Genomic DNA, 24,645 nt, shown 5'->3' with positions numbered 1-24,645 from the left:
CAGTTGTGCTGGCGACCATAGCAAGAGTGAACCACCTGATCCCTTCCCGAACTCAGAAGTGAAACCTCTTAGCGCTGATGGTAGTGTGGGGTCTCCCATGTGAGAGTAAGTCATCGCCAGCTCATTATTCCTAAAAAGCCCTCTGCTAGCGCAGGGGGCTTTTTTTATATAACATATAAACCTTTTTTATCTTTAACGACTAATTTTTACGGCTGTATAATCTCCGATCAGTTGTGAAATGTTATACTACTCGTGTAAATATTTTTTTATTCTCTGAGTCATATGCAGCAGATTCTCATAAACACATTTGTGTTGATATGGCTCAGTTTGATTTCTTGACAGCTATACGCTGTAACAGAATTAAATTTTGATCATCATCAGTATGTCAAACTTGATGGCGAATGGGATTTCTACCCCAATCAGCTGATTGATCCCACTTCTGGGCAGCGACCATCTCAGTTAACTTCCTCTAATCAGACTCTTGCTGCTGAAAAAGTTCATTTACCTAATTCTTTCCTGACCTTAACAGGTCATAAAGACCATATTGGAACTTTTCAAAAAGCCTTCAGGCTGCCTGAATCAGTCATCAATCATGCGGTTTATATTTATGTGCCTTATCAGTATGGGGCTTATCACATGTATGTCGATGATCATCTCCTGATAGAAGTAGGGCAGGTAGGCATACATGGTCAGCATCAGACCATGATGGCGCCAAAGTTGGCTTCTTTCTTTCCCTCACAGCGGGAAGTGACGATTACCATTCAGGCTTCAAGTTATCACTATATCCCTGGCGGGCTGGAAAACAGCATGTTTATTGGCTTTAACTAGCCTATTCTGGATAAGTTTTATGATCAGGTAATTCCTTTAAGTGTGATCAGTGGCGTTCTGCTGATGATTGGCTGCTTTATGGTGTTCTTTGCAGTATTTCGTAGCCTTAAAACGCAAGCAGGTAATTTGCTGCTGTTTCTAGGGTTATTTATTTTGTGCTTGAGCCTGCGTAGCTTCTTTGCAGTCCCATTCATTTATACTTTATTCACGAATATTTCCTGGGTATGGGGCACACGATTTGAGTATTTACTGACTGAATTGGCGACTCTGTTCTTCTTGATTTATATCTATTTATTGCCGTATCGACTGTTAAATCCTTATTTATTAAAAATCACAGCTTTGTTAATTAGTATCAATGTGGCTGTGACCCTGTTTACGCTGCCTTATATCTTCCAGAGCTTCTTTTTCCAAAGCTTTAGTATTGCATACTGGTTTTTATTAATCTGCTTTATGGCGCTTACCGCATGCACAAATCGCATGTGCGTTATTCCAAGATCAATTCTATTGCGGTGGTGCTGGTCTGCCTGACCTTCCTGCATGACTATTTACTTGCGCTTAAGGTAATTGATTCAGTTGAAATTGCATTTTATACCTCCTGTGCCTATTTTATTTAATTACCTTTCAGCTCAGCCGTGATTATGCGGTGCAAAGTATTAATACCGAGTTGTTAAACAAGCAGCTTTTGCGACTGAATAAAGAACTTGATCAGAAGGTTCAGGGCCGTACGCGTGATATCACCTTGCTCAATGAGAAACTCGCGCAGCAGGTGAGGCTGGATTCGCTGACAGGTGCCTATAATCGCTTTGCCTTAAATGAACAGCTTCAGCAGCAATATGAGCATGCGATAGCAAACCAATCTTCGCTGGCTGTTTATATGATCGATGTGGATTATTTTAAAAACTATAATGACTATTATGGCCATCTCAAAGGTGACTATATTTTAAAAACACTGGTTCAAACTATTCAGCAAATATTGCCTGAAAATGGCTTTCTGGCCCGCTATGGTGGAGAGGAATTTGCAGTTTTACTGGCAGATATTTCCTGGCAGGAAGCTAAAGCTTTTGCCGAGCAACTTTGCGAGGTTATTCGTCAGCTCAATTTAGAACATGCCAATCGTGGGAATGACAAAACCTGGATCAGTATCAGTGTCGGAGCAGCGATTATGGATGCAGAGCATATTTATAAAAATGTTGATCGTTTACTAAAAACAGCCGATCAGCAGTTGTATAAGGCGAAAATTCTTCGCGATTCAGCCTGTATTAAATAATAAAAAACTCAATTAATGCATCAGCTATCTTATTGAGATTATGTTATATCCGCTTACGATTCCTTTACTTTTTTATTATTTTAGCCGCTGTCTGGAATGCTAAATTGGTACTTATCTGAATGAAATTAGCACGAAGAATAACAATGAAACAGACTCAAATAGCAGCAATTTTATTATTAGGCTTGGGTTCCTATAGCCTGACTGCCTGTGCCCAAGACAAGACTTCAGCATCCCCAGCTGGACAATCCGCTGCCAAAACCACACAGCAAGCTTATAAAGTCGAAGAATTTGCGCAGTTGAATGAGCCATGGGCACTGATTGAGCTGCCAGATCAGCGTTTACTGATTACCGAAAGATCAGGAAAATTAAAATTATTTAATCCAGCCAATCGCAGCACTCAAACTGTTCAGGGTATTCCTCAAGTGGCCTATGGCGGACAAGGTGGCTTAGGCGATATCGCACTCCATCCTGACTTTGCCAAGAATCAGTGGGTATATCTCAGTTATGCCGAACAGGGGCAGGGTGGTTATGGTGCAGTCGTGGTTCGTGGCAAGCTAGATCTCACCAAGAGCACGCCACAGCTCACTCAGATTAAGAAAATCTGGACTCAGGTACCGAAATTTTCTTCAGGACAAGGCCATTATGGGCACCGGATTATCTTTGGCTCAGATAATAAACTCTGGATCAGTTCGGGTGAACGTCAGCAATTTAATCCAGCCCAGGACATGAAATCTAATGCCGGCAAGATTATTCGTCTGAATGATGATGGTTCAATCCCCTCCGATAATCCATTTATGAATCAGGGCGAAATTGCCAAGCAGGTCTGGAGTCTGGGACACCGTAATCCTCTCGGTTTGGCATTTGATCCACAAGGGCAGCTTTGGGTGCTTGAAATGGGTCCAAAAGGTGGTGATGAGCTGAATAAAGTGATAAAAGGCAAAAATTATGGCTATCCGATCGTCTCCAATGGGGATCATTATGATGGCAAGCCGATTCCAGATCACAGTACCCGACCAGAGTTCGAAGCACCAGCACTAGATTGGACTCCAGTAATTTCTCCTTCAGACTTATTGTTCTATACAGGTAATATCTTTCCTCAGTGGAAAAATAAAGCCTTAGCTACAGGTCTGTCTTCTCAGGCAATGATTGTAATTGATACCACTCAAAATCCTGCAAAAGAAATACAGCGACTGGATATGAAAGAGCGGATTCGTGGTGCGATTCAGGCCAAAGATGGCTCACTCTGGGTGATTGAAGATGGTCCAAAAGCCAAGTTGCTTAAGATGACCGCACCTCAGTAAAAAGCTAAATAGTTAATAACACAATGAAAGAAAAAGGCCCCAACTCCTGTGAGGGCCTTTTCAAATTTAGCTCAGATACCTTTCCTCCGGTATCGATCAGCATCCTGCCGATGTTTTATTCTTGTTTTTGCAAGACTTCCTGTCTTGGTATGCACTCAATATAACCCGAGTCAGAAAGACCGAGTAGAGGCATTGACCGCATCTGCTGTAGGCTAGAGGCGACAAGGTCACTTGAAAATATTTATCCGATTAATTCCAGAGTTCTCAGGATAATTTTACGATATGGTAGAGATAGGAGGCCTTATTGAAGCTCATCTCTCTATTCAATGAAAAATATCTAAAAGAATTCAATAAAATAATAAAAAGGAAAAGCGCATGCCTACCGTTCAAATTGAAGTCTGGCAACAGTATTCCCAGGCTGATGAAGAGCAGTTATTCGACAGCGTATTTCAATGTGTGAAAAATGCCTTTCAACTGCCTGAATATGACCATAATATCCGGCTGGTGGTACATAAAGCCCAACGTTTTCAGTAGATGACTCATCTGGCCCAGCCTGAATACTTTACCTTGATCGGTATTGACTGCTTCGCTGAACGGAGTCTGGAGACCAAGCGCAAACTGTATCAGTAGATTGTAGCAAGCTTGGGAAAATTGGGCATTCCGTCTGATCATATTCTGATTCATCTGCGAGAAAGTCCATTGGAAAATTGGGGAATCCGCGGTGGGTAAGCAGCCTGTGACATCAATATAGGCTTTAATGTAGAGATCTGATTTTATTAAAAAAAATACCAGATTTTAAATACAAAAAAGCCCCAACATCCTGTTGAGACTTTTCTGGATTTGCTTCTCAGATCTGACTCCTGTCTGACCTGTCAACGTCCTGTTACTCTGCGTTTTTTATTGTTGTTGTATCGCTTTGCAGACTTCCTGTCTGTCTATGAATCAAACTATAGCCTTGAACTGAAAGTGAGAATAGCCGACAAATTCTGCGCTGCCTGTAGGCTAAAGCGCACATCGCTGTCGTCCTCAGGCACTGACATACTGGATCAGCTTATCCACGACATCTCTAAGTGTTTTATTGTCGAATTCATTTCCTTCAAAGCTGTAGTCTTTATTGCGACTAAAAATGTCCCGCAGCTCTACAATCGCATTGGTATCCACCATGCCAAGCTGAGTGCCGACCTGACGGATCTGATCAATGGAACGTGAGCCGTTGGTGACGCCATAACCGATATAAGCTGCCGGTTTGCCTTGCCATTCCTTGGCTAGATAATCCAGCGCATTCTTTAATGCTGGGCTATAGCCATGGTTATATTCAGGACTGATAAAAATAAATGCATCCGCAAGAGCGATAAAGTCGGCCCATTCCTGCTGTTTCGGTTGATCATAAATACCGGTCAATGGGGGATGAGAACCAGCAAAAAGCGGAAGATCCCATTCTTTTAAGTCGACAAGTTCGGTTTCAAGCGTGCTAAAACCATATTTTTTAATTTCCTGTAGTACCCAATGTGCGACCTTAATTGCTGTACGTCCTTCACGCACACTGCCAACCACAATATAAATTTTCATATCTTTCCCTTTCTTATCGCATGCTCATCAAATTAAATTAATCAGATTTCTGAACAGAGACTAGAGAGGATTTGTATCCAGAAACTAAAAAAGCTCCCGAAGGAGCTCTTTTAAATCATGTGATTAGCCGATATTACATCAGCTTCACGCCTTGCTGGCCAGCTGGAGTAACTTTGAAGATTTCGACTTCAAAGGTGATATTTTTACCTGCAAGCGGATGATTAAAGTCCACTTCGGTAATATCATCATTTACGGATCTTACTACGCCATACAAAGTCGATTTGGCCTTGTCTTCAAACTCGATCATGTGACCTTCGATCGGACGTTCGCCAAATTTCACCGTATCAAATTTTTGGACATTTTCAGGATTCCACGGACCAAAAGCATCTTCGGGCGGAAGGCTGACAGTACGACGGTCACCAGCACGCAAGCCCATTAAAGCTTTTTCAAAACCTGGTAATAGGTTGCCATCACCAATGGTCAGGCTTACCGGTTCTTCACGGCTACGGGTATTGTCAATTTCTACGCCACTTTCGATCGCGACAGAAAAATGAAGCTCGACTTTAGAGCCGTCTTTAACACGAGTTTCCTCGTTAGGATTAATAAAATCAGTCATGTTGCGCCTGTGCACGTTGAATTCGGTGTTTTTCCAGGAAAAACGTATCAATCAGCAGCAGAATCGTACCTAAAGTAATGGCACTATCCGCAATATTAAAAGCAGGGAAGTGGCTGTTCTGATAATAGACATGAATAAAGTCGACCACATAACCTAAAGAAATGCGGTCAATCAGGTTACCAATAGCACCACCCAGAATCAGGGCAACTGCTAGTGGCAAGACTTTCATGCTCTTTGGCATACGCATCAGCCAGAACACGAAAACCACAGACACTAAACCTGCAAGAGAGGTAAAGAAATAGCGTTGCCAGCCACCAGCATCGGACAAGAAACTAAAGGCAGCGCCATAGTTATGTAATAGTGTCCAATTTAAAAAGGGCAGGACGGGCACCGGATCTGCATATTCCAGATGTGTTACCGCAATCCATTTGGTCCATTGATCTAGAATGATCGCCAGAATAGCCAGTCCGATCCACCACAAATTGTGAGGATAGAACTGGAACAGACCCTTTTTCTGCTGTGGGTTAGGCATATTTTCTCTCTTCACCTTGGCCGCTCGGGAGGTTAATGATACAACGACCGCATAGTCCTGGATGTGAGGCATGTGTATTCACATCAGGAAGCACATGCCAGCAGCGTACACATTTCTCGCCATCTGCCGCAGATACTTTTACGCGTAGGCCTTCAAGTTCAGCGTCATTGCCTTGAGCAGCATCAAACGGATTCACGATTACCTGAGAAGTGATCAGAACGAAACGCAGCTCATCACCCAGACGGTCTAGAACAGCTTTCAGTTCATCATTGGCCCACAGCTCAACTTTGGCAGACAGGTTTGAACCCACTAGTTTCTCGTTACGCGCATTTTCAATGTGCTTGTTGACCGCAGATTTGACTGCAATCAGGGTTTGCCAGTCTGCTTCAGACAACAGGTTTTCTTGTGCTGAGACTGGAATATCGTACCATTCAGCAGTGAACACATATTTCTCGCTTTGACCTGGAATTAGTGGCCATGCTTCTTGAGCGGTGAAGCTCAGGATTGGTGCCATCCAGCGTACAAAGGCTTGTACCAGATGATATAGCGCAGTTTGCGCAGAATGACGTGCCTGCGAGTCTGCTTTAGTGGTGTACTGACGGTCTTTGATGATGTCTAAGTAGAAACCACCGAGGTCGTTAATACAGAAGTTGGTCAAGGCATTGGTCACGATATGGAAGTTCATATCTTCATATGCTTTCTTGATGGTTTCCTGTACATCATTCGCGCGTTGCAGGATGTATTGATCCAGTGCAATCAGTTGATCTACAGGTAGAGCATCAGTTGCCGGGTTGAAACCATTCAGGTTTGCCAACAAGAAACGCAGGGTATTACGGATACGACGATAACCATCTGACGCACGGTTAAAGATTTCTTTACCTGCGGTCATTTCATAACGGTAATCTGCTGAAGCGATCCAGAAACGCAGGCCGTCTGCACCCATGTTCTTGATAATGTCTTGCGGAGTAATGATATTACCCAGCGATTTCGACATCTTGCGGCCTTTCTCATCGACCACGAAACCGTGAGTCAGCAGACCTTTGTATGGCGCACGTTGATTGATTGCCATAGAGGTCAATAATGAAGACTGGAACCAGCCACGGTGCTGGTCAGAACCTTCAAGATATAAATCAGCTGGATCGGTCAATTCTTCACGGTCACGCAGCACTGCATAGTGGGTTGTACCAGAGTCAAACCATACATCTAAGGTATCGCGAACCGCGTTGTACTGCTCAGCATCATCACCGATGAAGTCTTTAGCTTCACGGTTATACCAGGCATCAATACCTTCCTGTTCGATCAGTTTCGCGACTTCTTCGATCAGTTCAGGTGTACGAGGATGCAATTCATTGGTGTCTTTATGCACGAAGAATGGAATTGGTACACCCCAGGTACGTTGACGTGAGATACACCAGTCCGGACGGCCTTCGATCATCGCCTGGATACGGTTTTTACCCCAATCCGGTACAAAGCTGATGTCATTTTCAATGGCATTCAACGCACCCTGACGCAGACCTTTTTCATCCATGCTGATGAACCATTGTGGGGTCGCACGGAAGATAATCGGAGTTTTATGACGCCAGCAGTGCGGGTAGCTATGCTTGATAGGCTTATGTGCCCATAGCTTGTTAGCTTCGCCAAGTGCCGCAATAATTTGGGGATTGGCCTTGTAGATGTGCTCGCCTGCAAATAGTGGTGAAGTCGGTAAATACACACCATTACCGCCCACTGGATTATCTACTTTCAGGTTATACAGCAGACCAACTTTATAGTCGTCCACACCATGGCCAGGCGCAGTATGTACAGCACCGGTACCGCTGGTTGCGATGACGTGTTCACCCAGAATCACTGGCACTTGACGCTCAGCAATTAGAGGATGTTGCAGTACCAGATTCTCAAGTTTCGCACCGGTAAAATCAGCAATCACTTCAACCGCATTAAAGCCATAACGCTCAGTTGCAGATTCAACCAGATCTTTAGCCAGAATAAAGTTTTGTGCAGCTTTATCTTCACCACGTGCTTTAACCAGTTGGTATTCAATTTCAGCATGCAGGGCAACCGCCTGGTTCGCAGGAAGTGTCCAAGGCGTTGTGGTCCAGATCACGATATCAGTTGAGTCTTTAACTTCAACACCTAAACGTGCAGACAGATCCGCCAGATCAACCACGGTGAAACCCACGTCGATTGCATCTGATTTTTTATCTTCATATTCAACTTCAGCTTCAGCCAGTGCTGAACCACAGTCCAGACACCAGTTCACCGGTTTAAGACCTGGCTGGATATGGCCATTTTTCGCGATTTCACCGAGTGAACGTACAATGTTGGCTTCCTGCTTGAAGTTCATGGTGAGGTAAGGATTGCTCCAGTCGCCAAACACACCCATACGGATGAAGTCTTTTTTCTGTAGCTCAACCTGGCTCAATGCATATTCGCGGCAAGCTTTACGGAAAGTAGGTGCATCCACTTTGACACCAACCTTACCGACTTTTTCTTCAACTTTGAGTTCAATTGGAAGACCGTGACAATCCCAGCCCGGTACATAAGGCGCATCAAAACCGTCCATGATGCGGCTTTTAATGATGATGTCTTTAAGTACCTTGTTGACTGCATGACCTAGGTGAATCTGGCCATTGGCATATGGAGGGCCGTCATGAAGCACGTATTTTTTCTTGCCAATTCGCGATGCACGAATCTGCTGATAAATGTCATCGGCATACCACTCTTCTAACCATTTCGCTTCACGTACTGCCAGATTTGCTTTCATTGCAAAGTCAGTACCTGGGAGGTTCAGCGTGGCTTTATAATCCACTGCATTTTCAGGAGTTTGCTTATCGCTCATGCAAGTTGTCTTCCAATTTAATCAGTCATTAGACTGACACGTTTTACAATAAAAATACGGGACATTAAAAGGGAAATGTGGGGTGTTTTCGACGAAACTCAAGCAGTTTCTCAACATCATCATCAATTCCGGCCTTTAACGCTTCAAGCGAAGGATAATCTTTTTCGCCATGCAGATAATTCAAGAAGGTTACCCGCATTAACAGGCCATACAGATTAGCAGAAACATCAGGAAAATGTACTTCTAATCGCCATTCCGGATGAGTCTGTTTGATCGCAGGGCGGGTACCCACATGACCGGCACCAAACAGGCTGCCCTGATCATAGCCGGCAACACCCGGCTGTTCAGGATTTTCCTGCTGAACCTTGGCGCTGAGTGATCCGGTTTCACAGACTACCTCAACTCCATAAATGCCCTGCAGACAGGGTTTATGCCGGTTTAACCGGACATTAATGGTCGGGAAATCAATGGTACGGCCAATCTGGTCGCCGTATTGCACCCGGCCGGTAATACTATAAGGACGTCCCAGTAATTTGGCTGCCAGAGCCAGGTCGCCCGCTTGCAGGGTCTGACGGATGCGGGTAGAACTGACCCGTTCACCATCTAACGCAATAGTATGCAGGTTGGTGACCTTAAATCCGTAATCTCGCAGGAATTCACTATTGCCCTGACGGTTTTTACCAAAGTGAAAATCATCTCCCAAGACCAGATGTGCTGCATTCAGTTTATCTTTCAGAATGTCGGCAAAGGCTTCGGCACTCAGGCTTCGGAAATGATGATCAAACTTGGCGACCGCAATATAGTCCACACCCAGTTCACTTAGATATTCTACCTTTTCACGCAAAGAAGAAATACGTGGGGGTGCTTCATAACCTTTAAAAAATTCAAGCGGTTGTGGCTCGAAGATCATCACAACAGTTTTTAGTTGTTCAGCTTCTGCAACAGCTTTTAACTGTTTGATCATGGCCTGATGACCCAGATGCACGCCGTCAAAATTACCAATTGTAACGGCGGTTTTTGGCAATTCAAAATGTGACGCTAAAGCATTGAGACGGAGCAGCTGCATAGGTGAAATCAGGGAATTGAAAAATAGGAAAGGCTATATATTGCCATAATCTCAACGATTCGTCTTGTTGTTGTGTTTTTATGCAAAAAAATTATTGAAAAATCACGAAACACATCAAGAAGAAAGTGTGCCATTCAAGAATCTTCTGTGGTTATTTAAGTGAAAGATCTGCAAAATAGAAATCTAAAAACCCGCTTTTCATTGCCCGGATTTTGCTTTCTAATGTCACGGTTTCCTCAGTCTCGGGTAGTTTGCATGTCAGATTCGGCACTCATTATGGCATTGGCCAGTGAATCCAAAGGTTTGTTCGAAGCAGAAGGTGTGGAAGTCCACTATAGTGGCATCGGCAAGGTGAATGCTGCTTTTAAGGCTTTTGAAGTGATTCAGAAAACTGGCTGCAAGACCCTGATTAATCTCGGCACCGCAGGCAGTTCCCATTTCAAAGCGCATGAATTGGTCGAAGTTAAGCGTTTTGTACAACGTGATATGGATGTTTCACCACTAGGATTTGAAGTTGGTATTACCCCGATGGATGATCATTTGCCAGGCGCAATTGATCTGGAACCGTTTTTTGCCCATTTACCGAAAGGAATTTGTGGAACAGGGGACAGCTTTGAAACAGGCTTGCCGAAAGTGGCTTGTCAGCTGGTGGATATGGAAGGCTATGCGCTGGCCAAGGTATGCAGAAAATTGGATGTGCGCCTAATTTCAGTTAAATATATTACTGACGGTGCAGATGATAGTGCTCATTTGGACTGGGAAGAGAATCTGCTGCTAGGTGCGCAGAAATTATTGAATTTATATCAAACGTTAAAATAATAACAAAGGGTGAGAGAAGGGGTCGGCGACCATAAAATTTATGGTCGTATGCCAAATGCTTTTTGCGTTGACCTATTTTTCTTGTGTACGCGGAAGTACGCCGTACAGCATCATATGTACAGTATGCTGGATAATCCGTTGTTGCATGCTGCGGTTACGCAAGGTCTTACCTGTTACCATTTCCATCTGAGTCGCGAAATCTGCATAGTTTTGGGTCACGGCCCAGATATTCAGAATCAGCAGTTCAGGATCGATATCTTTAGAAATCTTGCCTTGTTCCTGCCAGTTTGAAATCACTTTGGCTTTACGCTTGACCAGTTTTTTCAATGGACCTTTTAAGATTTCTAAAATGTGCGGCGCACCCTGAATCACTTCCAGAGCGAACAGGCGTGAAGCTTTAGGCTGGGTACGCGATACTTCAATTTTTTGCATCAAATAATTGGTAATCGCTTCTTCAGGCTCAAGATCAGCTTCTAGCATTTGTAAAGGTGCCAGCCATTTTTGTAGAACGGTCGTTAAAACCTCTACATAGAGCGCCTCTTTATTTTCATAATAATAGAAAATATTCGACTTATGCATTTCTGCAATTTGTGCGATCTCATCTAAACTCGCCCCATTAAAACCGTATAGGGAAAAAACATCGAGTGCAGCATTCAGCAGCTGGTTGCGTTTTTGAGTACTCTTTTTTTGTTCCATCAGCAAATATTAAAAACAATTAAAAAAGGGAATTTTTAATTGTACGTCAAATCATCAGATTTGTGCATCAAGTCAGGCGCTAATTTTATGAATAATGATGATTTATTCTTTAGATTAAAGATACAATTAGTATCGGTTTAAGGCAGAGGAATTAAAAACCAAGCTTTTGAAAAGGTTGATTATTTTTTAAGTACTAATTATTACCTTGAGGCATCATAAAGTTAAAATAAAATTAATGAATGAAGTTGAAATTTTGCCAATTGCTGAATAAATAATCAGTGAGAAAGATATTCTCTTGATTCGAAATAAGGAATCCAGAATAAACAGCTATTCTGGTTTCCCTCACATTTCAGGTTGCCAGAACGGCATTCAGAACCTGCTGTTCAAGTTCGGCGAATTTCACATTCTTTTGTCGTGGACGTGGCAGATCAACTTTGAACTCTTTGGCAATATGGCCTTTATCCAGCAGGATAATCCGGTCAGCCAGTTGTACGGCTTCACTCACGTCATGGGTGACCAGAATCGCGGTAAAGCCCTGTTCAGTCCATAATTTTTCAATCAGGTTCTGCATATCCAGACGGGTCAAGGCATCCAGTGCACCGAGTGGTTCATCTAGCAATAAAATACGCGGCTTATGTGATAAGGCGCGTGCCAGGGCAGTACGCTGACGCTGACCACCAGACAGTTGTGAAGGCCAGAGCCCGGCTTTCTCTTTTAAGCCGACTTTCTCCAGCATTTGTGAAGCATTGTCATGCCGGTCTTTTGGTAGGCCGAGTTGCACATTCTGTTCGATGCTCCGCCATGGCAATAAACGCGGATCCTGAAACATCACACGGATATCATCAGCGGTAATGCCTTCACGGATATGACGCGCAGACTTGAATTTAATTTCGCCATAGCTCTGTTTTTCAAGATCGGCAATCAGACGGAGCAGGGTACTTTTACCACAGCCACTACGTCCAACAATCACCAGAAATTCACCCGGCTGAATATGCAGGTCCAGATCTTCCAGTACCTTCACTGAGCCATAGAACTTGTGCAGCTGTTCAATAATAATTTCAGCACCCGCAACGGCATTGGGATTGATATCGGTTGCAGCAGGCTCCTGCACTGCAGTCGAATCATTGGCAAGACGCCCTAAGCTGAGATCAGTCATCACATGCTCCTTAATATTTTTTCAATTATTTTTGATAGCCAGCATGCCAGCGCAGCAGGAATCGTTCGAAGGCTACAGCCAGGACATCTGCCAGTTTACCGAGCAGGGCATACAGTAAAATACCTACCAGTACGATATCGGTTTGCAGGAATTCACGCGCGTTCATGGTCATATAACCGATACCGGACTGGGCAGAAATCGTTTCCGCCACAATCAGCAGTACCCAGACCAGACCGAGTGAAAAGCGTAGACCGACCAGAATTGAAGGCATTGCCCCTGGCAGGATGATTTCTTTATAAAGCTGCCAGCGAGTCAGACCATAGCTTTTGCCCATCTCGATCAGCTGTGGATCGACTGAACGAATCCCATGATAGGTATTGATATAAATCGGGAAAAACACACCAATGGCCACCAGAAACAGCTTGGCTGATTCATCAATCCCGAACCAGAGAATCACCAGTGGAATTAAGGCCAAAGCCGGAATATTACGGATCATCTGTAAGGTGGTATCCAGCAGGGTAGAAGCCGTTTTGGATGAGCCATTGAGTAGACCCAAAATTAGCCCTAGGCCACCGCCTACTAACAAACCACTGAAGGCACGACCAGCACTGACTTTGACATGTGTCCAAAGCTCACCACTAAGCAGTAAATTCCAGAACGCGATGACTACGGCACTCGGTGCAGGCAAAATGCGGCTTTCCAGCAAACCGGTACTTGACGCGATTTGCCAGAGTAGAATTAATCCGACAGGAACTAACCAAGGCAGCAAACGCTGCCCAAGCTGTGTTCCACGTGAAACCTTCTTTTCTGCGAGGGTTTCAACTGAAACGACTTTCGACATTAAGCTGGCTCCTGAACACTCTCAGCCTTCTTGTTCTCATCTGGAGTGTAGTTATTTGCCACAATCTCACCGAATGGACCAGTCAAGTTTGGCTGAGCCAGTTTTTGTTGAGTTTCTAATGGAAGCAATGGGAATACCAGTTCCGCAAAACGGATCGATTCTTCCAGATGTGGGTAGCCTGAGAAAATGAAGGTATCGATACCTAGATCAGCATATTCCTGAATACGTGCTGCCACAGTTTCTGGATCACCTACAAGCGCTGTACCTGCACCACCACGTACCAGACCTACACCTGCCCACAGGTTCGGAGACACTTCGAGTTTGCTACGGTCGCCATTGTGCAGCTCAGCCATACGACGTTGGCCGACAGAGTCCATTTGCTTGAATTTCGCTTGTGCAGCAGCAATGGTGGCATCATCCACATACTGGATGAGCTCGTCTGCTGCTCTCCATGCTTCTTCATTGGTTTCACGCACGATCACATGCAGACGGATACCGTAGCTCAGCTTGCGACCTTTCGCTTCCGCTTTGGCACGGACATTTTCAATTTTTTCTTTGACTGCTGCAGGCGGTTCACCCCAAGTCAGGTAAGTGTCGACCTGATCAGTGGCCAGTTCAACGGCTGCATCTGAAGAACCACCGAACCAGAGTGGTGGATATGGTTTTTGAACTGGTGGATAAAGCAGTTTGGCCTCGTCCACACTTAAGCGTTCACCATGGAAAGTGAAGCTTTTGCCTGTATGTGAACGGGTCAGGATTTCACGCCAGATGGTGGTGTATTCAGCCGCAGTCTTGTAGCGTATTGCATGATCTTCATAAACGCCGTCACCTTTTAGTTCTTGCTCATCACCACCCGTCACCAGGTTCAGCAATATACGGCCACCAGATAGACGGTCAAAGGTTGCAGCCATACGTGCAGTCAGGGCGGGCGTAGTAACACCTGGACGCAGCGCGACGAGGAATTTCAGTTTTTTAGTGGCATCAATCAGGCTGGCTGCAGTTAACCATGGATCTTCACATGAACGGCCAGTCGGGATTAATACACCTTCATAACCAAGATTGTCGACCGCAACCGCAATCTGCTTCATGTAGGCATGATCTACAACACGTGCGCCCTTGCTGGTGCCTAAGTAACGACTGTCGCCATGAGTGGGGATAAACCAGAAAATTTTCATGTAATATTCCTTAAATTAAATGATCTTGTTTGCTCATCAATGTGTGGCCGCTGGCGACCAGATCTGTTGCTGGACGCTGATGGTTTTGGGAATCAGTTGAACCTGCTGGAAGAGATCGGCAATATTCTGTTGGGCTTTGATCACTTCCGTCGTTAATGGTTGTACCGGCGAAGGTTTAAGACGACGCTCAAATGCAATCTTCGCTACATCCGGTTTCAGACCGGTACTTTTCTGATAAATATCTAGGGCTACAGCCTGGTTTTTAAGAATCCACTGGTCAGATGCATTTAAAGCCTGGATAAACTTGCCGGGACTATCCGGATGCTTCTGAATAAATTCGGGATTGCCGATGTAAAAGGAATAGGTTTGCGGAAAATCACTGGATTCAATCAGTATCTTAACCTGGCTGTCGAACTCGGCTGCACCCAGGAAGGGATCCCAGATTGCCCAGGCATCAATGGCTTTTTTATCAAAAGCAGCACGTGCATCCGCAGGGGGAAGCCAAACGGCTTGAATCTCTGACCAGCTTAAGCCGGCTTTTTCCAGGGTTTTGGCCAGAAGTTCATGCGCGCTCGAACCTTTCTGAACCGCAATCCGCTTTCCTTTCAACTGTTGAATGTTTTGAATAGCACTGTCTTTCGGCAAGACCACAGCTAAAGAATTCCCCGCCACTTTTTCAAAGGCCACATAGCTCAGGGCTTTATCTGCCGCCTGTGCAAAAATAGGTGGGGTATTTCCCACATAGCCATAATCCACTGCCCCGACTGCCAGTGCTTCCAGCATTTGTGGGCCTGCCGGAAACTCTTTCCATTCAATTTTGGCATTGGGAAATTGTTGTTCTAATAGCTTTTCATCGCGTGCCACCAGCAGATTTAAGGCTGATTTTTGAAAGCCAATTGCAATGCTTTGTACCTGTTGTGCTGCTTTGGTGTCTGCAGCAGTCGTTTGTTGTGGTTCCTGTTTATGGCAGCCAGTCAGACTAAAGCTCAATAGCGCTAAGCTGATATAAGAAACTGTTTTTATATGACTCATCTTTATTCTCGAATTATTCTGCTGTTATTTAATAATTGCTGCATCAATATTCAGCTTTTGTGGAATCAGCTGCTGCGCATAAAACGCATCGGCGACTTGTTGCTGTTTTTGAATCACGTCAGTCGTGAGAGGTTGAACACCGAAGCCCATGCGTGAAATAGACGTTTTCAATACATCAAATGCTAGGCCTGTCGGTTTTTCCAGAAGTTTGGCGGCTTCATCCTGATGAGCAGAGACCCACTCAGTGGTCAGATTGAGTTCATTCACGACAGCTTCAATAATCTGTGGGTTGGCTTCAGCAAACTTGCGATCTGCCAGATAGAACTGATGGTTACTGACGATGTTCTCACCCGTTGCGATGACACGCGCACCAATCTGATGTTCTGCTGCAGCGAAGAATGGGTCCCAGATCACCCAGGCATCGACAGCACCGCGTTCAAAAGCGGCACGGGCATCAGAAGGTGGCAGGTAAACTACTTCGATATCGCTGAGTTTCAGATTATTGGCTTCAAGGACTTTGAGTAGTAAGTAATGAACATTTGAGCCTTTATTTAAGGCAATACGTTTGCCTTTCAGATCCTGTACAGATTGAATTTTCGAGTCTTTTTGTACGATTAGCGCTTCAGCTTTCGGTGCTTCAGGCTGATTGGCCACATAGACCAGATTTGAATTCGCTGCTTGAGCAAAAATCGGTGGCGCTTCACCGGCTTCACCAAAAGATACGCTGCCGACATTCAAGCCTTCAAGCAACTGAGGACCAGCCGGGAATTCAACCCATTTCACATTCACGCCTTTTTCTTTTAATGACGTTTCTAAGGTGCCACGTTCTTTTAAGATCGGCAGTACGCCATATTTCTGGAAACCAATATTCAGGGTCACGGCTTCTTGTTTTTTGCCACAGCCAGAAAGCATCATCACGCCAGCCACCGCAGCACTAAGGACCGCAGTTTTTGTGAATAATTGAATGTGTGATTGGCGCATGAATCAGAACTCCTGAAAATTTAGAAATGTGAAATGAAGAACTTAGGCATACGCTAAAGCTTTTTACTTTTCTAAAAAAATAACTATTCAGGAATTTCTAATGAATAAAAAAGATAAATAAAAAAGTGCAAAACTTATGCAGGAAAGTGATTTACACATTAATTTAGGAAGAAAGAGTAATTAATATAAGATAATGAAATATAAAATTATTTATTCTAAATAAAGTGGCCAGATATGCTTATTAGAAAATCAGCAATAGGATTTTTATACTGAATACAGGTTTTATGAATATCGTTATCTAAAATAGAGATATGAGAGCTAATAAAAAGTCACTTTAAAGTGACTTTTTACAGACAATTGAATTGCGCTGATAATTATAAAAAGCCTGTCGGGCATCGGGCAAATCATCTACTGATGCCGGTTCAAAGCCCTGTTCCAGAAACCAGTGTGCGGTACGGGTGGTTAGAATAAACAGTTGCTGAATACCCAGACTTTTGGCCTTATCTTCCAGATAATGCAGAATCTGGCTACCGCGGTTGGATTGACGGTAACTTGGATCTACTGCAACGCAGGCGATTTCTGCAGAACGCAGTTCATTGCCCGTAGTTGGAATCGGATACAGGGCAGCACAGGCCAGAATCATGCCATCACGCTCAATTACGGCGAACTGGTCAATTTCATTTTCCAGACGCTCCCGCGAACGGTAAACCAGAATACCTTCTTCTTCCATGGGGCGGAGCAAACGGATCAAGCCACCGACATCTTGAATGTCGGCCATACGCACTTCTTCATAATGCGCATCGGTGATCATGGTGCCGGAACCATCCCGGGTGAACAGTTCTTCCAGCAAGGCGCCGTCATAGGTATACGAAATCAGGTGAACGCGATTGACGCCATTTCGGGACGCTTCCTGAGCGGCCTTGAGCTGGAGCCGAATTTCAATATCCTGTTCATCAGAAAGAATATAGTCATCCAGTTGCTGTGGGGTTACTTCCCGTTTTAACTGACCCTTACTGTCGAGCAGACCATGCTGTCGACCCAAGATAATCAGTTTATCGGCTTTGAGACGAGTCGCAGTTTTGGTTGCGACTTCTTCAGCTAGAAGGTTAAAAACTTCACCTGTGGTTGAATAGCCGGTCGGACCGAGAATCACAATATTATGATTGTCCAGATGACGTTGAATCGCATCGGTATCAATGGCCCGAACTTCACCAGTTAACTGAAAATCGACCCCGTCACGGATGCCATAAGGTTTGGCTGTCACAAAATTTCCTGAAACGGCATCAATGCGCGCACCATACATAGGTGAGTTGGCCAGTCCCATCGATAATAGCGCCTCAATCTGTAAACGGATCGATCCTACTGCATTCAGTACACAGCTTAAGGATTCACGAGTCGTCACCCGACGCTGCTGGTGGAAAGGGGTCTCGAAACCACTCGCAGCCAGATTCTGGTTAATCTGCGGACGCGCGCCATGTACCAGAATCAGACGGATTCCTAAAGAATTGAGCAGGGCAATATCATGAATGATGTGCTGAAAGTTGTCATGCAATACCGCTTCACCATCAAACATGATCACAAAAGTTTTATTGCGATGAGCATTGATATAAGGCGCAGAATGGCGAAACCAGTGCACATATTGCAAGGTGTTGCTCGGTGAGGTTTCTGCTGCAGTCATAGCTGTGCCTATTTCAACATTTAAAGATCTAGCTTTGATTCTAATGAAAAAATACTGAAGTGGAAGTACAGATATAAAAAAACACCTGAAGCGAGCTTCAGGTGTCTGCTAGAAGGGCAGAAAAGAGAATGATTAGTTGATGATTCGAACAATCTTGTCGTTACGATCGTTGACTAGCACATAGTCACCATTGATTTTGTACCATTGCTGGTTTTTACCTGCTTTCGGCAGACGGCGTGCTTCATAGCCATTGACTTCAAAACGACGGTTGTCGTACTGGTTTGGCAGTTTTTGACCTACGCGCCAGTCACGGCTTGGGTTAACCCCACGGTTGTTGTAACGACGGTCATCGCGGCGATCATCCCATTTTTTCGCGTCTTTATGATCCCAGTGCGGTGCTGATTTATGCGGTGCATAACGTGAATCATGATGCTGCGGTGCTGCCATTGCAGAAGTAGCAACCAGCGCACTAAGAGATAAGGCAATTGTAGTTAAAACTTTTTTCATGGCTCTCACCTAAAAATCTGTACATGTTTTCGATGAGATTAAATTAGCGAATAAGTGAATAGAAAGCGTGAGGCCAGTTTAGTGGAATTGTTAAGTTCATGAAGGAATTTAGGAGATTAGCCACGATTAAAAGGAAAGCTCTAAAATAAGAAAAAGCCTAAAAAGGCTCATCCGAAAAATCAAAAAGCCCAAACGAGGTTGGGCTTTGCATCAGGTTCTGAATCAGTCTCCGATGATCCGGACAATACTGTTATTTTCAGAGTTCACCAGAATGTAGTCATTGTTGACTTTGTACCATTGCTGCTTACGGTCTGGTTTAGGCAGTTTATGATCCTTATATTCGACCTTGTAGCCATTACTGCGATAATGCTGCGGCATGACATAGCCAGGCTGCCAGCGTAACTCTTGCAGACGTTTAACACCACGTTCTTCACGCATACGACGTTTATCATACTGGTCTTGGTGATCGTCATGGAACTCACGCGCTTTCTTGGCCTGATGATGACCCGGACCCCGTTCCATACGCTGTTCATCATTGAAATGAGGGGCAGCGTTTGCAACATTTGCCAGCATGAATGCACTGCAGGACATCGCCAATGCTACCAGAACCTTTTTCATGTTGAACCCTCATTCAATTGTTCATTTTCTACAGTAACTAATGTATGGAAAAATTGCAGAGAAACTGTGAAGAACTGGCTGAAGTTTTATATCAATTACAGAGAAATTATGATTATGCCATGATTTTACATAAGCTTAGGATGCACTTCAGTCAGTTGACCAGTTATGCCCAGCCCCATTGGCATTTCAGCAAAACCGGGATCAAGATGCAAGCGCAATGTCCTGAATTGTGTATCAAAACCGTCTCAAATTAGTGGAAAAAATATTCTTTTTAAACACCGGATCTTGATTTGGTCATTGCAATTTTTCAGTTCCACTGTTCCGTTAAACCCTGTAAGGACTGAATGGCTTCAGCCACAGACTCTGCCTCGACTGCATCTTCTAAAGCCAAAATCAGGGCAGTTGATAACTGCAAGTTTTCAATACGACGAATAGTTTCAGTTTTACGTTTTTGGTCTGCCATTTAATTTTCCTTCGCTTTGATTTAACTTGAAAAGCATTATAAAAATTTTATATTAATTTGGAAAACCGAATAATTTTATATTATTGATTTGTTAAAACGATTTATGTCTGTTTTTTAAAGAATTTAAGGATAAAAAAAGAGCATCATGTGTAAATGTGCTCTTTCGGGATCTAATGAACGATCTTAATAGGCATAGTTCAGATCAGTATAGTCACTTAGGGATTTCTGTACATGTGCCTGAATAAAAGTACGCACATCTTCTGCTGTCATTGCTTTGCCCTGATTGCTGATCACATGTTCAATTTCAGGCTGACCTTCGATCTTGATGCGATAGACAAAGTGTTTCGCTACCTGATAACGATCGTCCAGCTTTTCGATACCCGTCACATAATGATAGGAATGTTCAAAATTCAGATCGGTATGGGAAAAGACAAACTGGTCAAACAGTTTCAGTTTTTGACCATTTTCGAGTGCCTGAATGTCATCGACAATGCTGGCATCAAACTTCATGCCGTATTTTTCAGAGATCGGCTGCTGATCGACCAGCAGAGAGACCATGCCATCTTCCAAAGTCGTCACGGTGATGTTGTTTAAGTCAGTCATGTTGCACTCAAATAAAAATCTGTTGGCGCTAGTATAGGGGAATTTGCAGCGAACTGAATAAAGACAGTATTGTAGAAATAAGAAAGGTCTGGCTGATTCAGTCTGAAATCTGGATGAATGGGGCAGAAGAATAAGCCAGCTTTCAAATGGGTCTTATCTTTATAGAGTTTAAAAAAAACAAAAAGCCAATGCTGACATTGGCTTTTAAATAGGTGTTAATTAAAGATTAGTCCTGCGCATCAATACTTTGACCGTTCATATGCAAGCTATCTTCACCCATCAGGTACAGATAGGCTGGCATGATGGAATCCGGTGCCGGTAAGGTTTTCGGATCTTCATTCGGATAAGCCTTGGCACGCATTGCGGTACGTGTAGCACCCGGATTGATACAGTTAAAGCGGATATTCGAATTGACCCGTTCTTTGGCAAATAACTGGCTCACTGCTTCAATGGCAATTTTTGAAACTGAATAAGCGCCCCAGCATTCCCGGGCTTCGCGCCCTACACCGGAACTGGCAAAGACCACAGAAGCGTGTTTGGATTTTTCCAGCAGGGGTAACAGGGCTTGGGTAATCACAAAAGGCGCACGAAGGTTAACCGCCATGACATCATCCCAGACATTAACCGGATAATCTGCCAGTGGTACTCGCTCGCCTAAAATACCGGCATTATGCAAAATCCCGTCTAAACGGCCAAACTGGCGATCGAGCGTGTCGAGCAATAATTCATAATCACGTTCAGAGGCACTAGATAACTGTAATGGGAGAATGGCGGGTTGCGGCGCACCCAAGCTTTCAATCTCATCATAGATAACTTCAAGCTTGTTTAAGGTACGCCCGTGCAGAACTACAGTTGCTCCATGCAGAGCATAGCTGATTGCTGCTGCACGACCAATGCCATCGCCCGCACCTGTGATCAGGATGATACGATCTTTTAACAGATCGGGGCGAGGTTGATATTCTGAATACTTCATTATCTACCTCCTCATTATTATTGTTAAGTGTCTTCAGTAGTTTCAGGAATCAAGACAGGACACTTGGCTCGCTCAAGACCAGTTTTTGAATGTGCTGGTGTAACTCATTCACTGTATTCACTATATAGTCGGCTTGCCAGGCTGTTAAGTCATCTTTGTATTGCAGTGGTAAATAACCGTATGCTGCCAGTATGGTATACATCTTGGCATTGCGGCCTGCATCAATATCACGTGGATGGTCACCGACATAGATGCAGTCTTCTGCAGCCAGCTGTAACTGCTCGGCAGCCAGATACATTGGCTCCGGATCTGGCTTGGTTCGGGTCACATCTTCCGGACAGACCAGTACGGCACAGCGCTCGGTCAGGTTTAAAGCTTTGAGTAAGGCTTCGCTCAACCAGCGCGGTTTATTGGTCACGATTCCCCAAGGGATATCATTTTCCTCTAATTCTTCAAGTAGAGGATACATTCCGCTGAACAGGTCTGTATCCACAGCAATATCTGCCCCATACATATCCAGAAAACGCTGGCGATGATCCAGAAACACTGGATCTTCCAGTTGCAGTTCCGGATAGACCAATTTGACCATAGCACGTGCACCTTCTGAAACCTGGGTACGGATCAGATCAGCTTCCACCACGTCACGGCCGGCTTCACGGCACATATGCTGGATAATCCGGATAAAGTCAGCTGCGGTATCAATTAAAGTACCATCGAGGTCGAATAGAACCGCCTTCATTGGTCGGCCTCTTGCGTGCTTTCTTTAACGGTGTACACCATATAGTTTACATCGACATTCGGTGCCAGCCAGTAACGCTTGGTCAGCGGGTTATAATGCAGGCCAGTCATATCTTTCAGTTTTAAACCGGCATTACGGATGTCATGCGCCAGTTCAGACGGCTTGATGAATTTGCTGTAATCATGTGTACCTTTGGCCAGCATACGCAAGATATATTCTGCGCCAATGATCGCGAACAGATAAGATTTTGGATTACGGTTAATGGTCGAGAAGAAGACATGACCACCTGGTTTGGCCAGTTTATAACAGGCCTGAATAATAGAGGCTGGATCAGGTACATGTTCCAGCATTTCCATACAGGTCACGACATCGTATTGACCGGCTTGTTCTTCTGCGAGTTGCTCTACTGGAATCTGACGGTATTCAATATTGCTGACACCTTCCTGCTCGGCATGGATGCGTGCCACATTCAGTGGCGCTTCGCCCATATCAATGCCCAGCACCTGAGCACCACGGCGCGCCATGCTTTCTGACAGGATTCCACCGCCACAGCCTACATCCAGCACTTTCTTGCCGCTCAAGCCACCGGCATGTTCATCAATCCAGTTGAGGCGCAGGGGATTGATCATATGCAATGGGCGGAACTCGGAATGCTGATCCCACCATATAGCTGCAAATGCTTCAAACTTGGCAATTTCTTGTGGATCAACATTCAATTGCGACATCGGTGTCACCTCAATCAGTCGTGATTATTTAAAATTTAAGTTCGCCCAGAGGCGGTATAAACAGATTTAACTTCTTGTAAATCAGTAAACTTGTTTAGTGTAGCGATTCTGGAAAAAAAAGCGATAAAAGCTGTAAAAAAGTTCACAGAATAAAAACGAAACCGGCATAATTACTTTATAGTGAAGCCATAAATTAGACATAATGATTTAGAGGACGATAATCCCAATGAAAAAATTTATTTTAGGCACTGTAGCCGCATCTGTTTTGGCATTTTCTGGCAGTGCAATGGCGGCCAACTTTGTAGCAGGTCAAGACTATCAAGTCCTGGCGAATCCAGTAAAAGTTGAAAAGCCGGGGAAAATTGAAGTCCGTGAATTCTTCTGGTATGGCTGTGGTCACTGCTATTCTCTTGAACCACACATGCAAAGCTGGTTAAAAAAATTGCCTAAAGATGTACGTTTTGTACGTACCCCAGCCGCGATGAATCCGCTATGGGAACAGGCAGCTCGTGCGTATTATGTGTCTGAAGCTCTAGGTGTTCGTCAAAAAGCACATTTGCAGCTATTCCATGATATTCATGCGAAGAAACAGCCAATTCTGGAACAGGCTCAATTAGCCAAGTTCTATACCCGTTATGGTATTTCTGAAGCGAAATTTAATACCACTTATAAATCATTCCCGATTTCTTCAAAAATCGCACAGGCCAAAAATCTGGCTGCGACTTATCAGTTAAGCGGTGTACCAGCGGTAACTGTGAACGGTAAGTATGTAGTTCAGGGCGATGGTGCCAAAGTAGTTCAAGTGGTAAATTATCTGGTTGAGAAAGAGCGTAAAGCTAAATAACACCAGATCTGCATGAATCTAAAAACCTGCATCTATATGTGGGTTTTTTTATATCAGGATAAAATTGAACTGCGAAATAGATTTCACTCAGATGAGATCTCAGGCTTGAGATAAAATTCCACGAAATAACAGTTCTAACTGCTTTAGGCTTTGGGCTTTGAAGTCATTTATCCGAGTTTGTCGCAGTTCAAGAGCAGGCTGTGCCTGAAGCTGAATCCAGCCCATAGCCCAGTTTAATGCGAGAGGAACCAGAATCTGTGCCAGTGCAGTTAACTCGGCTGGAGAAGGAGATTGCTGGGTGGCTGGAATCTGTTCCAAGGTATGCCGCAAGTCTTGGGTCAGATAATGAATTTCCCGCTCAATCCCTTGTCTGAGAATATTGGAACCGCCCCAACGTTCGGCACTGACAAATGTCCAGGCTTCGGGATGAGCATCAACTGCCTGAAAAAACAGTTCGATCTTAGATGAAAGCTCATCCAGAGAAAAGTCTGCAGGTCCCAACTGATTCAGCACACCTTTGAGATGAATCGACACCTGATCCAGAAGTTCCAGTCCCAACTGATCCATATTCTGAAAGTGTCGATAAAATGCGGCAGGCACCAGTCCGACTTCATGAGTGATTTCGCGCAGGCTGATGCTGCTAAATGCATGGCCACGGCTGCTCAATGCCAAGGTAGCATCGAGGAGGGCCTGACGGCTTTGTTGCTTGCGTTCTTCACGTAAAGACATAGGGATTTTCCTTCAGCAGATCTGCAGTTTAGCAAAAAACATCTGCCC

At 44.4% G+C, this 24,645-nt stretch carries 28 protein-coding genes and 1 rRNA gene; 9 read left to right on the top strand and 20 right to left on the bottom strand.

Annotated elements, in window-relative coordinates; all coding sequences use genetic code 11:
• Positions 1–7 precede the first annotated feature (7 nt).
• From rrf to F897_RS17675, 6 genes are all read left to right on the top strand, one after another.
• Positions 8–122 (top strand): 5S ribosomal RNA (rrf, locus tag F897_RS02600).
• Positions 123–636: 514 nt separating this feature from the next.
• Positions 637–828 carry a hypothetical protein gene (locus tag F897_RS16780; protein ID WP_005232872.1) on the top strand — a complete coding sequence of 64 codons (192 nt, stop codon included), beginning with the start codon at positions 637–639 and terminating at the stop codon, positions 826–828.
• 464 nt (positions 829–1,292) lie between these two features.
• Positions 1,293–1,442: a hypothetical protein gene (locus tag F897_RS17680; RefSeq protein ID WP_164071334.1), complete on the top strand. Its 150-nt coding sequence runs from the start codon at positions 1,293–1,295 to the stop codon at positions 1,440–1,442.
• Between the two features lie 29 nt (positions 1,443–1,471).
• Positions 1,472–2,095, top strand: coding sequence for a GGDEF domain-containing protein (locus tag F897_RS16770; protein WP_005232870.1), 624 nt, complete (start codon positions 1,472–1,474; stop codon positions 2,093–2,095).
• Between the two features lie 143 nt (positions 2,096–2,238).
• Positions 2,239–3,396, top strand: a complete 1,158-nt coding sequence (locus tag F897_RS02590; protein ID WP_005232869.1) for a PQQ-dependent sugar dehydrogenase — start codon at positions 2,239–2,241, stop codon at positions 3,394–3,396.
• 375 nt (positions 3,397–3,771) lie between these two features.
• Positions 3,772–3,930 (top strand): hypothetical protein, encoded by a 159-nt coding sequence (locus F897_RS17675; RefSeq protein ID WP_004781349.1) that lies wholly within the window; start codon positions 3,772–3,774, stop codon positions 3,928–3,930.
• Between the two features lie 492 nt (positions 3,931–4,422).
• Here F897_RS17675 and F897_RS02580 read toward each other — a convergent pair whose 3' ends face one another.
• The 5 genes from F897_RS02580 to ribF all read right to left on the bottom strand — a co-directional run bounded on the left by F897_RS02580 (position 4,423) and on the right by ribF (position 10,018).
• Entirely contained in the window at positions 4,423–4,965 is a 543-nt protein-coding gene (locus F897_RS02580) for an NADPH-dependent FMN reductase (protein ID WP_005232867.1), read from the bottom strand.
• A gap of 133 nt (positions 4,966–5,098) precedes the next feature.
• Entirely contained in the window at positions 5,099–5,581 is a 483-nt protein-coding gene (locus F897_RS02575) for an FKBP-type peptidyl-prolyl cis-trans isomerase (RefSeq protein ID WP_005232865.1), read from the bottom strand.
• Positions 5,574–6,113: a signal peptidase II gene (gene lspA, locus F897_RS02570; RefSeq protein ID WP_004781354.1), complete on the bottom strand. Its 540-nt coding sequence runs from the start codon at positions 6,111–6,113 to the stop codon at positions 5,574–5,576. The genes F897_RS02575 and lspA overlap by 8 nt, the downstream gene beginning before the upstream one ends.
• Positions 6,106–8,952 carry an isoleucine--tRNA ligase gene (gene ileS, locus F897_RS02565; RefSeq protein WP_005232863.1) on the bottom strand — a complete coding sequence of 949 codons (2,847 nt, stop codon included), beginning with the start codon at positions 8,950–8,952 and terminating at the stop codon, positions 6,106–6,108. The genes lspA and ileS overlap by 8 nt, the downstream gene beginning before the upstream one ends.
• Positions 8,953–9,016: 64 nt before the next feature.
• Entirely contained in the window at positions 9,017–10,018 is a 1,002-nt protein-coding gene (gene ribF / locus F897_RS02560) for a bifunctional riboflavin kinase/FAD synthetase (protein ID WP_005232861.1), read from the bottom strand.
• Between the two features lie 255 nt (positions 10,019–10,273).
• Between ribF and F897_RS02555 the strand changes: the two genes are divergently transcribed.
• Positions 10,274–10,837: a 5'-methylthioadenosine/S-adenosylhomocysteine nucleosidase family protein gene (locus F897_RS02555; protein WP_034580399.1), complete on the top strand. Its 564-nt coding sequence runs from the start codon at positions 10,274–10,276 to the stop codon at positions 10,835–10,837.
• A gap of 72 nt (positions 10,838–10,909) precedes the next feature.
• Here the strand turns inward: F897_RS02555 and F897_RS02550 are convergent, their stop codons facing one another.
• The 9 genes from F897_RS02550 to F897_RS02510 form a co-directional block, all read right to left on the bottom strand.
• Complete coding sequence (locus tag F897_RS02550) at positions 10,910–11,533, bottom strand: TetR/AcrR family transcriptional regulator (protein WP_005232857.1); 624 nt, start codon at positions 11,531–11,533, stop codon at positions 10,910–10,912.
• A 349-nt stretch (positions 11,534–11,882) separates the two neighbouring features.
• The gene (locus tag F897_RS02545) at positions 11,883–12,689 is read right to left on the bottom strand and encodes an ABC transporter ATP-binding protein (RefSeq protein WP_005232855.1); all 807 of its coding nucleotides are present in this window, start codon (positions 12,687–12,689) and stop codon (positions 11,883–11,885) included.
• 25 nt (positions 12,690–12,714) lie between these two features.
• A complete protein-coding gene (gene ssuC / locus F897_RS02540) occupies positions 12,715–13,530 on the bottom strand; it encodes an aliphatic sulfonate ABC transporter permease SsuC (RefSeq protein WP_005232853.1) in 816 nt (271 codons plus the stop codon).
• The gene (gene ssuD, locus F897_RS02535; RefSeq protein ID WP_005232851.1) at positions 13,530–14,705 is read right to left on the bottom strand and encodes an FMNH2-dependent alkanesulfonate monooxygenase; all 1,176 of its coding nucleotides are present in this window, start codon (positions 14,703–14,705) and stop codon (positions 13,530–13,532) included. The genes ssuC and ssuD overlap by 1 nt, the downstream gene beginning before the upstream one ends.
• Positions 14,706–14,741: 36 nt before the next feature.
• Entirely contained in the window at positions 14,742–15,737 is a 996-nt protein-coding gene (locus tag F897_RS02530) for an aliphatic sulfonate ABC transporter substrate-binding protein (protein ID WP_005232849.1), read from the bottom strand.
• Positions 15,738–15,761: 24 nt separating this feature from the next.
• Positions 15,762–16,718, bottom strand: a complete 957-nt coding sequence (locus tag F897_RS02525; RefSeq protein WP_005232847.1) for a sulfonate ABC transporter substrate-binding protein — start codon at positions 16,716–16,718, stop codon at positions 15,762–15,764.
• Positions 16,719–17,052: 334 nt separating this feature from the next.
• A complete protein-coding gene (gene argA, locus F897_RS02520; protein ID WP_005232845.1) occupies positions 17,053–18,396 on the bottom strand; it encodes an amino-acid N-acetyltransferase in 1,344 nt (447 codons plus the stop codon).
• Between the two features lie 132 nt (positions 18,397–18,528).
• Positions 18,529–18,903, bottom strand: a complete 375-nt coding sequence (locus tag F897_RS02515; protein WP_005232837.1) for an RcnB family protein — start codon at positions 18,901–18,903, stop codon at positions 18,529–18,531.
• Positions 18,904–19,125: 222 nt separating this feature from the next.
• A complete protein-coding gene (locus tag F897_RS02510) occupies positions 19,126–19,521 on the bottom strand; it encodes an RcnB family protein (protein ID WP_005232826.1) in 396 nt (131 codons plus the stop codon).
• A 44-nt stretch (positions 19,522–19,565) separates the two neighbouring features.
• Here F897_RS02510 and F897_RS02505 point away from each other — a divergent pair, with 44 nt between their 5' ends.
• The gene (locus tag F897_RS02505; protein WP_034170274.1) at positions 19,566–19,775 is read left to right on the top strand and encodes a hypothetical protein; all 210 of its coding nucleotides are present in this window, start codon (positions 19,566–19,568) and stop codon (positions 19,773–19,775) included.
• A 53-nt stretch (positions 19,776–19,828) separates the two neighbouring features.
• On the opposite strand, the gene F897_RS17665 is transcribed toward F897_RS02505, so the two are convergent.
• From F897_RS17665 to ubiG, 5 genes are all read right to left on the bottom strand, one after another.
• Complete coding sequence (locus F897_RS17665; protein WP_004781372.1) at positions 19,829–19,984, bottom strand: hypothetical protein; 156 nt, start codon at positions 19,982–19,984, stop codon at positions 19,829–19,831.
• 183 nt (positions 19,985–20,167) lie between these two features.
• Entirely contained in the window at positions 20,168–20,587 is a 420-nt protein-coding gene (locus F897_RS02500; RefSeq protein WP_004781373.1) for a hypothetical protein, read from the bottom strand.
• 226 nt (positions 20,588–20,813) lie between these two features.
• Positions 20,814–21,560, bottom strand: a complete 747-nt coding sequence (locus F897_RS02495) for a YciK family oxidoreductase (protein ID WP_005232812.1) — start codon at positions 21,558–21,560, stop codon at positions 20,814–20,816.
• Positions 21,561–21,609: 49 nt separating this feature from the next.
• Entirely contained in the window at positions 21,610–22,299 is a 690-nt protein-coding gene (locus tag F897_RS02490) for an HAD family hydrolase (protein WP_005232806.1), read from the bottom strand.
• A complete protein-coding gene (gene ubiG / locus F897_RS02485) occupies positions 22,296–23,024 on the bottom strand; it encodes a bifunctional 2-polyprenyl-6-hydroxyphenol methylase/3-demethylubiquinol 3-O-methyltransferase UbiG (protein WP_005232805.1) in 729 nt (242 codons plus the stop codon). Before ubiG ends, F897_RS02490 begins: the two co-directional genes overlap by 4 nt.
• 226 nt (positions 23,025–23,250) lie before the next feature.
• Between ubiG and F897_RS02480 the strand changes: the two genes are divergently transcribed.
• Positions 23,251–23,868, top strand: coding sequence for a thiol:disulfide interchange protein DsbA/DsbL (locus F897_RS02480; protein WP_005232804.1), 618 nt, complete (start codon positions 23,251–23,253; stop codon positions 23,866–23,868).
• Between the two features lie 99 nt (positions 23,869–23,967).
• Here the strand turns inward: F897_RS02480 and F897_RS02475 are convergent, their stop codons facing one another.
• Positions 23,968–24,597: a TetR family transcriptional regulator gene (locus tag F897_RS02475; protein ID WP_005232803.1), complete on the bottom strand. Its 630-nt coding sequence runs from the start codon at positions 24,595–24,597 to the stop codon at positions 23,968–23,970.
• Positions 24,598–24,645: the final 48 nt, after the last annotated feature.

Source organism: Acinetobacter variabilis (assembly GCF_000369625.1).
GTDB lineage: Bacteria > Pseudomonadota > Gammaproteobacteria > Pseudomonadales > Moraxellaceae > Acinetobacter > Acinetobacter variabilis.
Note: the sequence above shows the minus strand (reverse complement) of the source record. Positions and strands in the feature narration are given on the sequence as shown.